The sequence below is a fragment of the Actinocorallia populi genome (genome assembly GCF_002995495.1).
GTDB lineage: Bacteria > Actinomycetota > Actinomycetes > Streptosporangiales > Streptosporangiaceae > Actinocorallia > Actinocorallia populi.
Genome location: NZ_PVZV01000002.1, coordinates 1,200,100 through 1,213,431, shown reverse-complemented (window position 1 = coordinate 1,213,431; position 13,332 = coordinate 1,200,100). Strand labels below are relative to the sequence as shown.

At 73.1% G+C, this 13,332-nt stretch carries 14 protein-coding genes; 2 read left to right on the top strand and 12 right to left on the bottom strand.

The annotated features are described in order from the left end of the window. Positions 1-377: 377 nt before the first annotated feature. Positions 378-2,159: an ABC transporter ATP-binding protein gene (locus C2865_RS12755; RefSeq protein WP_106398541.1), complete on the bottom strand. Its 1,782-nt coding sequence runs from the start codon at positions 2,157-2,159 to the stop codon at positions 378-380. Continuing rightward, positions 2,156-4,033 carry an ABC transporter ATP-binding protein gene (locus tag C2865_RS12750; protein WP_198653221.1) on the bottom strand — a complete coding sequence of 626 codons (1,878 nt, stop codon included), beginning with the start codon at positions 4,031-4,033 and terminating at the stop codon, positions 2,156-2,158. The genes C2865_RS12755 and C2865_RS12750 overlap by 4 nt, the downstream gene beginning before the upstream one ends. Positions 4,034-4,113: 80 nt before the next feature. On the opposite strand from C2865_RS12750, the gene C2865_RS12745 reads away from it, so the two are divergent. Continuing rightward, entirely contained in the window at positions 4,114-5,355 is a 1,242-nt protein-coding gene (locus C2865_RS12745; protein ID WP_232835548.1) for a hypothetical protein, read from the top strand. A gap of 134 nt (positions 5,356-5,489) precedes the next feature. Then, positions 5,490-5,828, top strand: a complete 339-nt coding sequence (locus C2865_RS12740; RefSeq protein ID WP_106398539.1) for a hypothetical protein — start codon at positions 5,490-5,492, stop codon at positions 5,826-5,828. Between the two features lie 81 nt (positions 5,829-5,909). Here the strand turns inward: C2865_RS12740 and hisF are convergent, their stop codons facing one another. The 10 genes from hisF to hisD all read right to left on the bottom strand — a co-directional run bounded on the left by hisF (position 5,910) and on the right by hisD (position 13,241). After that, the gene (gene hisF, locus C2865_RS12735; RefSeq protein ID WP_106398538.1) at positions 5,910-6,671 is read right to left on the bottom strand and encodes an imidazole glycerol phosphate synthase subunit HisF; all 762 of its coding nucleotides are present in this window, start codon (positions 6,669-6,671) and stop codon (positions 5,910-5,912) included. Beyond that, a complete protein-coding gene (locus tag C2865_RS12730; protein WP_106398537.1) occupies positions 6,668-7,060 on the bottom strand; it encodes a RidA family protein in 393 nt (130 codons plus the stop codon). Before C2865_RS12730 ends, hisF begins: the two co-directional genes overlap by 4 nt. Beyond that, positions 7,057-7,776 (bottom strand): bifunctional 1-(5-phosphoribosyl)-5-((5-phosphoribosylamino)methylideneamino)imidazole-4-carboxamide isomerase/phosphoribosylanthranilate isomerase PriA, encoded by a 720-nt coding sequence (gene priA, locus C2865_RS12725; RefSeq protein ID WP_106398536.1) that lies wholly within the window; start codon positions 7,774-7,776, stop codon positions 7,057-7,059. Before priA ends, C2865_RS12730 begins: the two co-directional genes overlap by 4 nt. Before the next feature lie 97 nt (positions 7,777-7,873). Beyond that, complete coding sequence (locus tag C2865_RS12720; RefSeq protein ID WP_106398535.1) at positions 7,874-8,713, bottom strand: oxygenase MpaB family protein; 840 nt, start codon at positions 8,711-8,713, stop codon at positions 7,874-7,876. Positions 8,714-8,796: 83 nt separating this feature from the next. Beyond that, complete coding sequence (locus C2865_RS39350; RefSeq protein ID WP_157963681.1) at positions 8,797-9,117, bottom strand: hypothetical protein; 321 nt, start codon at positions 9,115-9,117, stop codon at positions 8,797-8,799. Between the two features lie 288 nt (positions 9,118-9,405). Continuing rightward, positions 9,406-10,032, bottom strand: a complete 627-nt coding sequence (gene hisH / locus C2865_RS12710; RefSeq protein WP_106398534.1) for an imidazole glycerol phosphate synthase subunit HisH — start codon at positions 10,030-10,032, stop codon at positions 9,406-9,408. Further along, the gene (locus C2865_RS12705; RefSeq protein ID WP_106398533.1) at positions 10,032-10,262 is read right to left on the bottom strand and encodes a hypothetical protein; all 231 of its coding nucleotides are present in this window, start codon (positions 10,260-10,262) and stop codon (positions 10,032-10,034) included. The genes hisH and C2865_RS12705 overlap by 1 nt, the downstream gene beginning before the upstream one ends. Further along, the gene (hisB, locus tag C2865_RS12700; RefSeq protein WP_106398532.1) at positions 10,262-10,855 is read right to left on the bottom strand and encodes an imidazoleglycerol-phosphate dehydratase HisB; all 594 of its coding nucleotides are present in this window, start codon (positions 10,853-10,855) and stop codon (positions 10,262-10,264) included. Before hisB ends, C2865_RS12705 begins: the two co-directional genes overlap by 1 nt. Beyond that, positions 10,852-11,937 carry a histidinol-phosphate transaminase gene (locus C2865_RS12695; protein ID WP_106398531.1) on the bottom strand — a complete coding sequence of 362 codons (1,086 nt, stop codon included), beginning with the start codon at positions 11,935-11,937 and terminating at the stop codon, positions 10,852-10,854. The genes hisB and C2865_RS12695 overlap by 4 nt, the downstream gene beginning before the upstream one ends. Then, on the bottom strand, positions 11,934-13,241 hold the full coding sequence (gene hisD, locus C2865_RS12690; protein ID WP_106398530.1) for a histidinol dehydrogenase: 1,308 nt from the start codon (positions 13,239-13,241) through the stop codon (positions 11,934-11,936). Before hisD ends, C2865_RS12695 begins: the two co-directional genes overlap by 4 nt. Positions 13,242-13,332 lie beyond the last annotated feature (91 nt).

Genomic DNA, 13,332 nt, shown 5'->3' with positions numbered 1-13,332 from the left:
CTCGTGGCCCCACCACGGCCTACACGGGGAGCCTTCGCCCCCGGGTACCGTCCCCGGGAAAGCCAAAACGCCCGCTGTCATCGTCCGCGCGGGCGCTTTACCACCGGTAAACACTTGAACGAACCACGACTGCAACCGCCGAGGGGAGAATAGCACCGCCCGACCAAGATCCGCGAGGGTGAAAACCCCTGCTTAGTAAGGGATTTCACCCCCACCACCGACATCGGGGACAAGACCATAAATCCGCAGCGTATCCGGACGGACACCAGTCGAATCGATCGTCCGCCCCCCTGCGGGAAGCACCCCCGGTCACACGGCGCTCACGGCACGGCCTCAGGTCCGCATCAGGATGTTCACGGGACGGCATCGGCGGCAGGTCACATTCCCCGCTGAGCCGTCCAGGAGGCGTGCAGATCGGCGTACACGCCCGGCACCGCCACGAGCTCGGCGTGCGGGCCGCGCTGCACGATCCGGCCCCGGTCGAACACCAGCACCTCGTCGGCGGCCTGGGCCGTGGACAGCCGGTGCGCGATCGAGACGGCGGTGCGGCCCCGGGTGACCCCGTCGAGCGCCCGCTGCAGCCGCACCTCGGTGGCCGGGTCGACCGCGGAGGTCGCCTCGTCCAGCACCAGCAGGTCCGGGTCGGCCAGGTAGGCGCGGGCCAGCGCGACCAGCTGGCGCTCGCCCGCCGACAGCGACTCGCCGCGCTGCCCGACCGGGGTGTCCAGGCCCTTGGGCAGGCCCTCCAGCCAGTCGCCCAGGCCCAGCTCCCCCAGCGCCGCCGCGATCTCCTCGTCGGTGGCCCCGAGGCGCCCGTAGCGGATGTTCTCCGCCAGCGTGGCGTCGAAGAGGAAGCCGTCCTGCGGGACGATCACGACGCGCTCGCGCAGCGAGGAGAAGGCGATCTCGCGCAGCGGCACCCCGTTGATCCGCACGGTGCCCGAGACCGGGTCCATCAGCCGGGTGAGCAGCTTGGCGAACGTCGTCTTGCCCGAGCCGGTCTCCCCCACCACCGCGACGCGGGCGCGGGGCTCGATCCGCGCGTCCACGCCGTGCAGCACCGTCGGGCCCGACGGGTAGCCGAAGACGACGCCCTCGAAGTCCACCGCGACCGGGCCGCGCTCCAGCGTCCGCCCGGACTCCCCCGGGTCGGCGACGTCCGGCTCGGTGTCCAGCACCCCCAGCACCCGGCGCCAGCCCGCCACCGCGTTCTGCGCCTCGTTGAGGATCTCGGTGGCGGTCTGCATCGGGCTCACGAACAGGGTGACCAGGAACATGAACGCCACCAGCTCGCCGGCGCTGAGCGTGCCGCCCACGCCCAGCAGCACCCCGCAGACGACCACGGCCGCGGTGGCGACGGCCGCGACGACCTCGCTCAGCGGGAACGTCATCGCCACCAGCGCCTGCGCCCTGGTCTGCGCCCGCTTGCTCTGCTCGACCGCCCTGTCCACCCGCTCGGCGGTCCGGGCCTCGGCCGCGTACGCCTTGATCACCGAGGCGCCGACCACGGCCTCGCCCACCACCGACAGCAGGTCGCCCATGCGCTCGCGCACCACCAGGTACGCCCGGGAGATCCTCCGCTGGAAGAAGCGCAGCCCCACCGCCAGCGGGATGAACGACGCCCACACCAGCAGGGTCAGCTGCCAGGAGTAGACGGCCATCAGGCCGGTCACCACCACCACCTCGGCGGTGGAGACCAGCAGCATCAGCCCGCCCCACTGCATGAACTGGCTGATCTGGTCGACGTCGGCGGTGACCCTGGAGACCAGCGCCCCGCGCCGCTCGCTGCTCTGGGTGAGCATCGACAGGTCGTGCACGTGCCGGAAGGCCCGCACCCGCAGGGACGCCAGCCCCGTCTCGGTGCTGCGGTAGAGCCGCACGTTCATCAGGTAGGCGGCGACGCCGGTGAGCAGGACGGCCACCACGCACACGGCCACCGCGTTGCGGACGTAGCCCAGGTCGGGGCCGCCCGGCGCGCCCAGGCCGTGGTCGATCACCTGCTGCACCGCGACCGGGATCACCACCCGGCCCGCGGTGGCCGCCACCGCCAGCGCCAGCGTGAGCGCCAGCCCGCGCCGGAACTCCGGCGTCATCCGCAGCCCGCGCCGCGCCGTGGCCAGGGCGCCCTCGTGCAGTACCGCCTCGTTCAACATCGTCATGCCGTCACGTCCTCGTCCGCTGCCTGCCCGGCCTTCTCCGCCTTCTCCGCCTGTTCCGCCTGCTGCTCCTGCTCGGCCTGCTCGTAGGCGTTGACGAGGTCGCGGTAGCCGGGGGAACGCTCCAGCAGATCGGCGTGGGCGCCCCGGCCGGCGACACGGCCCCGGTCGAGGTGCACGACCTCGTCGGCCAGGGCGATGGTGGCCTTGCGGTAGGCGATCACCACCACGCTGGAGCGGGTGTCGCGCAGGCCGCGCAGGATGCGGGCCTCGACCCGCGGGTCGACGCTGGAGGTGGCGTCGTCCAGGACCAGGAGGCGGGGGCGGCGGGCCAGGGCGCGCGCCAGCGCCAGGCGCTGGCGCTGGCCGCCGGACAGGGTGGCGCCGCGCTCGCCGATCCGGGTGTCCAGGCCGTCGGGCAGCCCGGAGACGAAGCCGTCGGCCTGGGCCAGGCGCAGCGCCGCCCACAGCTCCTCGTCGGGCACGTCGCGGCCCAGCAGCAGGTTGCCGCGCACCGTGTCGTCGAACAGGAACGTCTCCTGGGGCACCAGGGAGACCGCGCCGGCCACCTGGCCGGGCGCCAGCTCCCGCACGTCCACGCCGTCGACCAGGACGGCGCCCGCGCCGGGGTCGACCAGCCGGACGAGCAGCGCGGCCAGGGTGGACTTGCCCGAGCCGGTGGAGCCCACGATCGCCACGGTGCGGCCGGGGGCGACGGTGAAGTCCACCCCGTCCAGCACCGCGGCGCCCTGCCCGGCGTCCTCGCCGTAGCCGTACCGCACGTCCTTGACCTCGAGCCCGGCCGCCCCGGCGGTGCCCAGCGCGGCTTCGCCGTACGGCAGCGAGCCCTCGGCGTCCAGGACGGCGCGCACCCGCTCCCAGCCGACGACGCTGCGCGGCAGCTCGGCCAGCACCCAGCCCAGCGCCCGGATCGGCCAGGCCAGCAGGGTGAACAGGTAGCTGACCTGGACCAGCTCGCCGTAGTCGATCGCCCCGGCGTCCAGCCGGACCGCGCCGACCAGCAGCACGGCCAGCACGCCCAGCCGGGGCAGCGTCTCCATCACCGGGTCGAACAGCCCGCGGATCTTCCCGACCTCGATGTTGGTGTCGCGCAGCAGGCGGGCCTGCGTGGCGAACCGCTCGGTCTCGGCGTCCTCCCGGCCGAGGGTCTTGACCACCAGGCCGCCCTCGAAGCTCTCGTGGGCGACCTCGCTGACCTGGGCCCGCAGCTGCTGGGCCCGGGCCGCCTTGGGCCCCAGGCGCCGCTGGTAGACGTAGTTGAGCACGGCGACGGCGGGGAAGATCAGGAAGCCGATCAGCGCCAGCGGCAGGTCGACCAGCAGGATCGCCACGGCCGCGGTCACCAGCATGAAGACCACCCCGACCGCCATCGGCATCGGCGCGATGGGCGCCCACACCGCCTCGACGTCGGCGCCCGCGTTGGACAGCAGCTGGCCGGTGGGGTGCCGCTGGTGCCAGGCCAGCGGCAGCTCCAGGTACCTGCGGGTCACCTCGCGCCGGTAGGCGGCCTGCATCCGGTACTGCATGAGCCCGGCCCAGAACCGCCGCCCGGCCACGCCCACGGCCTTGAGCACCGCCACCCCGACGACCGCGGCCGCCGCGGCGGCCAGCGCGCCCGCGGTGGTGTCGCCCCGCTCGAACGCGGGAAGGATGGTCTCCTGGGTCACCCATCCCAGCACCCAGGCGCTGGCCACCGTCGTGCCCCCGTACAGGGCGCTGGCGAGCACCGAGAGGGTGAACACGAAGGGTTCGGCGCGGATGGCCACGCCGAGCACGCGCAACCCCGCGCGCAGGATTTGGGGATCGACCCGCTCCGGCACGAAATATCTCCCACTGTGAACGACATCGACCCCCATGCCTACCATCGGGGGCCGCCAGTTATTCCCGTATCAAAAGGCACTTGCCCCCGCCGTCCTCGCCTGCGCATGCTGGCTGGGTGGATGCCAACGTAATTCACCCCGTCACCACGCTGCATGGACAGCTTCAACGCGGCCTCGGTCGGGCCGCGCGGCGCGCCGCCGAGATCCGGGGCTCAGGCGAGTTCGTCTATGACTGCATCCGCAGGGATCCACGCTGGGACCGCCAGATCGAGTCGCGCAGCCTCTACTACGCCCGGTTGCTCGTGGACCTGGAGCTGCCGGTCCATCCGGTCGTGGAACACCTGTTCGCACCCGAGGACGAGACCTCGGGCGACGACTGGCGCGTCTCCCTGGCCATCGACGTCCTGGCCGACCTCGTGCGGCTGAGCAGGCGCGAGGCCGCCACCCCGCTGCGGCGCTACGCCCAGGAGGGCGCGCAGTGGTTCGAGGCGCTGGACGCCCTGGTCTCCCTGGGCGATCCGGCGCTCGTGCACGGCCTGGGACCGGTCGCCGCCGCCCGCTGCGACGAGGACGACCTGCACTGGCTCGTCGACGATCCCGGCAACCCGGTCATCCGGCAGTGGGCCTCGGAGCACACCGTGATCGCCGACGCGGTGCGGGCACGCCGTTCCAGCCCGCCCCCGCACCCCCGGGAGCAGCACCGCCCCACCGGCTCGGACGTCGAGCTGGCCGCGCTGGTCCACCAGCGCTCCGACGCCTCCGTCGAGGCCATCCTGGAGCTGGGCCGCCGCCGCAGCCCCGCGCTGCTCGACCTGGCCGAGGAGATCCTGCCCGAGCGCCCCAGCCGCTGGCGCGGCGTCATCTGCCGGGCGCTGCGCGAGTACGGCGCCGAGGCGCTGCCCAGGGCGAGGGCCTGGGCGGGCGGCGTGCCCGGCTGCGCCGAGGTCGGCATCGACATACTGGCCAGACACGGCACCGCCAGGGACGTGCCGATCCTGCTGGGCGACCTGTCGGAGGCGTTGTCGGCCGGGAGCTGGGGCGCGGCGGCCAGTCCGGTGGAGGGGCTGGGCAGGCTGCGCGCGGGCGCCGCCGTCCCGCTGCTGAAGGAGGCCTGGTCGGCCACCGAGTACGCCTACCTGCGGCCCCGGCTGCTCACCGCGCTGCTGCGCACCGCCCCGCACACCGCCGAGGTCTACGCCACCGAGGCGCTGTGGGACTGTGAGGACGACGCCCGCCGCATCGGGGCCTCCACCGCGCCGCTCACCGAGGACAACCGGCTGCGGCTGCGCCGGCTGGCCGCCTGCGCCGCGGAGGAGCCGGGCGTGGTCTCGGCAGCCGTGGACCGGACGGAGCCCTGACGCCCGGGGCGCGGAGAACCCCCGGAAATCGTCGTCAGGTGTCGGCCGGGAGGCGCCTCCTCCTCCCCTGGGGAGGCCCGAAGTGGTCCCGCAGGGCGATGTCCGGGCCGCCTTCCCGCCCCTAGACTGCTCCCATGATCTCCTCGAAGACCCGCCTTCTCCTCGCCACCCCCCTGCTCGCGCTGGCCCTGGCCGCGACCTCGGCGTGCAGCAGCGAGAACGCCGACTGCGACATCGCCGCGGGCAAGTGCACCGTGACCTTCGACCGCGGCGTCAACGCCAAGGCCGAGGTCCTGGGCGTCAACGCCGAGTTCGTCTCCGCCACCGACACCAGCGCCACCCTGAAGATCGGCGGCCAGGAGCTCACCGTCCCGCTGGACAGCGAGCAGTCCTCCGGGGAGTTCGACGTCCGGGTGCAGTCCATCACCCAGGAGCAGGTCATCATCGAGATCACGACGAACGTCGGCGGATGACCCGCCGGGAGGGCCGCCGCGCGACCGCGGCGGCCGGCGGCCGGGCGGCGGCCTCACCGCCGCCCCCGCCCCGGGCACGCCTCAGCGCACCGGGTGCCCGGCTTCCCTGATCGCGCCCTTGACCTCGGAGATCTTCAGGTCCCCGAAGTGGAAGACCGAGGCGGCCAGCACCGCGTCCGCGCCCGCGGCCACCGCCGGGGCGAAGTGCTCCAGCGCGCCCGCGCCGCCGCTGGCGATCACCGGCACGGAGACCACCTCGCGGACCCGGGCCAGCATCTCCAGGTCGAAGCCGTTCTTGGTGCCGTCGGCGTCCATGGAGTTGAGCAGGATCTCCCCCACCCCGAGCTCCTCGGCCTCGCGCGACCACGTGATCGCGTCGATGCCGGTGCCCTTGCGCCCGCCGTGGGTGGTCACCTCGAACCCCGACGGGGTGTCCCCGCCGCGCCGCGCGTCCACCGACAACACGATGCACTGCGAGCCGTACCGGTGGGCGGCCTCGCGCAGGAACTCCGGACGGGCGATCGCCGCGGTGTTGATCGACACCTTGTCGGCGCCGGCCCGCAGCAGTCTGTCGACGTCCTCGACGCTGCGGACGCCGCCGCCCACGGTCAGCGGGATGAAGACCTGCTCGGCGGTGCGCCGCACCACGTCGTAGGTGGTCGAGCGGTCCCCGGACGAGGCGGTGATGTCCAGGAAGGTCAGCTCGTCGGCGCCCTCGGCGTCGTAGCGGCGGGCCAGCTCGACCGGGTCGCCCGCGTCGCGCAGGTTCTGGAAGTTGACACCCTTGACGACCCGGCCCGCGTCGACGTCCAGGCAGGGGATCACTCGGATGGCCACGGTCATGCGATCACTTCTCCCGCGTAGGCGTCGACCTCGACCTCGACCAGCATGCGCGGGTCGATCAGGCCGGCCACCAGCAGGAGGCTGGAGGCGGGCCTGACGTCGCCGAACAGGGAGCCGTGGGCGCGCCCCACGGCCTCCACGTGCTCGGCGCCCGTCACGTACATGCGCGTCCGCACCACGTCCTTGGGCGACAGGCCCAGGCGCTCCAGCGACCACAGCGCGATCTGGAAGGCGGTGCGGGCCTGTTCGTAGGCGTCGCCCACGTGGACGACCTCGCCGTCGACGACCGAGGTGCAGCCGGCGACGAAGGCCATGTCGCCCGCCAGCACCGCGCGGGAGTAGCCGAACGTCTCCTCCCAGGGGCCGCCGGACGAAATCCGTTCGATCATCGAACGGTCTCCAGGGCCTCTTGCAGGGTGAAGGCCTGGGCGTACAGCGCCTTGCCGACGATCGCGCCCTCGACGCCCTCGGGCACCAGGGCCGCCAGGGCCCGCAGGTCCGCCAGGGAGGAGACGCCGCCGGAGGCGACGACCGGCTTGTCGGTGCGGCGGCAGACCTCGCGCAGCAGCTCGACGTTCGGGCCGCGCAGGGTGCCGTCCTTGGTGACGTCGGTGACCACGTAGCGCGGGCAGCCGTCCTCCTCCAGGCGGGCGAGCACCTCCCAGAGGTCGCCGCCCTCCTGGGTCCAGCCGCGGGCGGCCAGGGTGGTGCCCCGCACGTCCAGGCCGACGGCGATGCGGTCGCCGAACTCGGCGATGATCTTGCGGCACCACTCGGGGTTCTCCAGCGCGGCGGTGCCGATGTTCACCCGGGCGCAGCCGGTGTCCAGGGCGGCGCGCAGGGAGTCGTCGTCGCGGATACCGCCGGACAGCTCGACCTTGACGTCCAGCCGGCCGGTCATCTCGCGCAGCAGTTCACGGTTGGAGCCGCGGCCGAAGGCGGCGTCCAGGTCGACCAGGTGGATCCACTCGGCGCCGGCGCTCTGCCAGGCCAGCGCGGCGTCGAGGGGGTCGCCGTAGGAGGTCTCGGAGCCGGCCTCGCCCTGCACCAGGCGCACGGCCTGGCCATCGGCGACGTCAACGGCGGGAAGCAGCGTCAGGGTCATGGCCCACCACCCTACCGGCCGGGTTCTGACCGGCGGAAACACGACATCCCCGCACTCGCGGTTACCCGCCGGTCGTGTCCCGGATCACACCGGCCCGTCAGGCGGCCGGCCGGTAGCGCCGGTCCCGGGTGGTGCTGCCGACGTAGCGCAGCAGGGTCCGCAGCGCCGTCCGGTTCACCCGGTCGGGCACCGCCTCCCATCCCCGGCAGATCGCCTGGCACCGCACCGCGAAGACGAGCCTGTCCGTGGCGCTCCAGGGGATGCCGAAGCGCTCCCGGACGATCTCCGGCAGGCAGCCGAGGGCGGACGACCTGGCGGAGGGCTCGGCCATCAGGGACGCGGCCCTGCCGATCAGCGCGGGCGCGTCCGGCAGCACCGAGACGCCCCGCCCGTGCAGCGCGATGTCCAGCGCCCGGTCCGCGGCGGGGTTGTGGTCCAGCTCCTCGGCGCAGATGCGGTGGAACTTCGTGCGGAACGCGGCGTAGTCCTGCGGGACGGGCTTCATGCTCATCCCGTACCGCTCGTACCACTGGACCGTCTCGGCGTAGAGGCGCTCCTCCTCGTCGGCCGAGAGGGCCTGCGGGTGGAACAGCTCCACCGACCGGAAGATCTCCCAGGTGAAGGTGGCGTGCGCCCACCAGAACGTCTCGGGCTCCAGCGCGTGGTAGCGCCTGCCCCGTTCGACGCCCTTCATCCCCGCGTGGAGGTCACGGACGCCCCGCGCCCGCGCGGCGGCGTCCGACTCGAAGATCGTTGCCCAGATCTGCGGGACCGACCGGTAGATCCGCCCGAACGGATCGGAGAAGAAGTCCGAGTGGTCGGCGACCCCCGCGCCCAAGGGGGGATACAGCAGCTGCATCAGCCCCGCGCTGCTCCCGGGGATGAGGGCCCTGAAATCCCCCGCGTACCTCCGCAACAACGAACCGGATCCGTCCACGTGCGACCTCCACCCAAGCAAGTGCTCACTTGCACAGTACCGGAGTTGAGACAAAGAGAAAAGACTGTCTCAGTGTTGCGCCGTCAGCGCCGGTCGAAGAGCACGAAGACCCCGATTGGGAACACCAGCGCGCAGACCACCAGCACCCCGAACCGTGCCATCAGCGACAATCCGAGCAACCAGGCCGCTCCCTGGATCCCCGCGAACACCGCCGCGGCGGCCGCTCCCCGCCTGCGCCTCCTGCGCGCGGCAGGACCGGGCGCCGCCTTCGGCAACCGCTTCCGCACCGCCCCCCACCGCGCCCGCCACCGTGCCGCCCGCGCCGCCCTGACCCGCTGCGCCTCGGCCTGCCGGACCGCCTCGGCCTCCCGCTCGGCCCGCCGCCGAGCCCGCTCCTTGCTCACCGTCCGAGTATCCAGCCCCGCACGCGCACTCCCGACGCACCGGACGCGAGTACCTCACTCCAGGCCCGCGGGCCGCCTACCGACGCGCCGCCCGACGAGGTCGCCTCCCGCCTCTCACGCCCTGGAGGCGGCCCTCCGCTGAGACGGCCCCTGCTGGAGCAGGCCGTCCAGGCCGATCCGGCCCGGCCCATCCGGCTCGCCGCCCCCTTCCACGCCTTGGACGGCGCGACGCCCGTCCCTCTTGGCGAGGGACGGGCGTCGCGGAGGCGGGACGGGGCGCGCCCCGGATCACAGGGTGCCGAGCCAGTTCCTCAGGAGCTGGGCGCCTGCGTCGCCGGACTTCTCGGGGTGGAACTGGGTGGCGCTGAGGGGGCCGTTCTCGACGGCCGCCACGAAGCGGTCGCCGTGCTCGGCCCAGGTGACCAGGGGCGGCTGGAGGGCGCTGTCCACCAGCTCCCAGGTGCGCACGCCGTAGGAGTGCACGAAGTAGAAGCGGGTCTCGGCGTCGAGACCGGCGAAGAGGACCGACTCCTCGGGTGCCTCGACGGTGTTCCAGCCCATGTGCGGCAGGACGGGCGCGTCCAGGCGCTCGACGGTGCCGGGCCACTCGCCGCAGCCCTCGGTGGTGATGCCGTGCTCGACGCCCTTGCCGAAGAGGATCTGCATGCCGACGCAGATGCCCAGGACGGGACGCCCCCCGGCCAGGCGGCGGCCGATGATCCGCTCGCCCTTGACCGACTGCAGGCCCTGCATGCAGGCGGCGAAGGCGCCGACGCCGGGGACGACGAGCCCGTCGGCGTTCAGCGCCTCGTCGAAGTCGGAGGTGACCGCGACGTCCGCGCCCGCGCGGGCGACGGCGCGCTCGGCCGACCTGAGATTGCCCGAACCGTAGTCCAGGACGACGACCTTCTTCACTACATCCTCCCCAGACCCGCGACGAACGCCAGCACGGCCAGCACCCCCACCACGACCGCCGCGCCCTTCAGCCCCTGCCTGAGGAAGCTGTACACCCCGGTCAGGAAGAACAGGGTGAGCGCGAACATGAACAGCGCGAACGGCGTGAAGGTCAGGCCGAACAGCTCGATCCCGCCCTTCTCCTCGGCCGCCAGCAGCACCGGCCCCACCGGCGGGAGCACGCCGAGCATCACAGGGCGCCCTTGGTGGAGGGGATCCCGTGCACCCGGGGGTCGAGCTCGGAGGCGTAGCGCAGCGCCCGCGCCAGCGCCTTGAACTGCGCCTCGACGATGTGGTGGGCGTTGCGCCCGTAGGGGACGTGGACGTGCAGGGCGACCTCGGCGTTGGCCACGAACGACTCGAAGATGTGCCGGGTCATCGTGGTGTCGTACTCCGAGCCGATCATCGGGGCCATGCCCGCGGGCTCGGAGTGCACCAGGTACGGGCGGCCGGACAGGTCGACCGTCACCTGGGCGAGGGACTCGTCCAGCGGGATCGAGGCGTCGGCGAACCGGCGGATGCCGCGCTTGTCGCCCAGCGCCTGCTTGAACGCCTGGCCCAGCGCGATCGAGGTGTCCTCGATGGTGTGGTGGCTGTCGATGTGCAGGTCGCCGTCGGTCCGGACGGTCAGGTCGAACGAGCCGTGCTTGCCCAGCTGGTCCAGCATGTGGTCGAAGAAGCCGACACCGGTCGACACCTCGACCCTGCCCGTGCCGTCCAGGTCGATCTCGACGAGGACCTTGGTCTCCTTGGTGCCCCGCTCCACGCGGCCGACACGGCTCACACTGACTCCTTCAAAGCATTGCGGAAAGCTGCCATCTCCTGCGGCGTCCCCACCGTAACCCGCAGCCAGGACGGGGGGCCCACCACCCGGATGAGCACGCCGTGGTCGAGCATCCGCCGCCACACGGCGTCCCGGTCGGAGAACTCCCCGAACAGCACGAAGTTCGCGTCGGAGTCGGCGACCCTGAACCCCTCGTCGCGCAGCCACCCGACCGTGGCGTCGCGCTCCCGGCGCAGCGCGTCGACGTAGCCGAGCAGCTCACCGGAGAAGGACAGCGCGGTGCGCGCGACCGCCTGGGTGACCGTCGACAGGTGGTAGGGCATCCGGACCAGCAGCAGCGCCTCCAGCACCGCCGGGTCGGCCGCCAGGTAGCCCAGGCGCGCGCCGGCGAGGGCGAACGCCTTGGACATCGTACGGGTGACGATCAGCCGCGGGTTGCCGGGCAGCAGTTCCAGCGCCGAGGGCGTGCCCGCCCGCCGGAACTCCCCGTAGGCCTCGTCGACCACCACCATGCCGGGCGCGACGTCCAGCACCGCCTTGATCGCCCCGTGGTCCAGCGCGGTGCCGGTCGGGTTGTTGGGCGAGGTGAGGAACACCACGTCGGGCCGGTGCTCGGTGATCGCGGCGATGGCCCGGTCGGCCTCCAGGCCGAAGTCCTCGGACCGGAAGGCGTTGATCCAGCGGGTGTTGGCCACCTTGGTGATGGTCGGGTGCATCGAGTAGGACGGCTCGAAGCCCAGGGCGCTGCGCCCCGGGCCGCCGAAGGCCTGCAGGATCTGCAGGATGATCTCGTTGGAGCCGTTGGCCGCCCACACCCGGGAGGCGTCCAGGCGCGTCCCGGACTCGGCGTTCAGGTACGCCGCCAGGTCGGCGCGCAGCGCCGTGGCGTCGCGGTCGGGGTAGCGGTTGAGCTCGCCCGCGGCCGCGGCGACCGACTCGCCCAGGGCCCGCACCAGCTCCGGCGACGGGCCGTAGGGGTTCTCGTTGGTGTTGAGCTGGACCGGGACGTCCAGCTGCGGCGCCCCGTAGGGCTTGTCGCCGCGCAGGTCGTCGCGCAGCGGCAGGTCTTCGAGCGAGGTCATGAGGGGATCTCCCAGCCGAAGCGGGCCTTGAGGGCGGCGCCGTGCGCGGGCAGGTCCTCGGACTCGGCGAGCGCCACGACCATGGCCGTGGCCTCGGCCAGGGCGGCGCGGTCGTAGTCGACCACATGGATGCCGCGCAGGAACGACTGCACCGACAGGCCGGAGGAGTGGCAGGCGCAGCCGCCGGTCGGCAGCACGTGGTTGGAGCCGGCGAGGTAGTCGCCCAGGGAGACCGGGGAGTGGTCGCCCACGAAGACCGCGCCGGCGTTGCGCACCCGGGCGGCGACGGCGGCGGCGTCCGCGGTGTGGATCTCCAGGTGCTCGGCGGCGTAGGCGTCGACCACGGCCAGCCCGTCGTCCAGCGACGAGACGAGGATGACCGCCGACTGGCGGCCCGCCAGCGCCTCGGTGACCCGCTCGCGGTGCTTGGTGCGCGCGACCTGCCCGGCCAGTTCGGCGATGACCGCCTCGGCGAGGTCCGGGGAGTCGGTGACCAGCACGGACGCGGCGATGGTGTCGTGCTCGGCCTGGCTGATCAGGTCGGCGGCGACGTAGGCGGGGTTGGCGGTGGCGTCCGCCAGGATCGCGATCTCGGTGGGGCCGGCCTCGGCGTCGATGCCGACGACGCCGCGCAGGTACCGCTTGGCGGCGGCCACCCAGATCGAGCCGGGGCCGGTGATCAGGTCGACCCGCGGGCACTCCTGGGTGCCGTAGGCGAACATCGCCAGGCTCTGGGCCCCGCCCGCGGCGTAGACCTCGTCCACGCCCAGCAGCGCGCAGGCGGCCAGGATGGACGGGTGCGGCAGCCCGCCGAACTCCTTCTGGGCGGGCGAGGTGACGGCCAGCGAGCGCACCCCGGCCTCCTGGGCGGGGACCACGTTCATGACCACGCTGGAGGGGTAGACGGCCTTGCCGCCCGGCACGTACAGGCCGACCCTCTCGACCGGCACCCACCGCTCGGTGACGGTGCCGCCGGGCACCACCCGGGTGGTGACGTCGGTGCGGCGCTGGGCCCGGTGCACGATCCGGGTGCGCCGGATCGCCTCCTCCAGCGCGGCGCGCACCGCCGGGTCGAGGCTCTCCAGGGCGTCGTGGATCGCCTGGACGGGCACCCGCGTGGTGGTCAGCTCGACGCCGTCGAAGTCCCGCGTGTAGCGCAGCACCGCCGCGACGCCGTGATGCCGCACGTCCTCACAGATCGGCCGCACCTTCTCCAGGGCGGCCTCGACGTCGAAGTCGGCTCGGGGCATCACGGAGCGCAGGTCTTCCGGCAGGGAGCCGCGCAGGTCGATTCGGGAAATCACGCAGCTCAGTCTACGGAAGGCCGGGCCCGGCGCCGCAATCGAGTTTCGGGGGCCGGGACGGCCTTTGCGACGATCCCTGACACTTCACCCG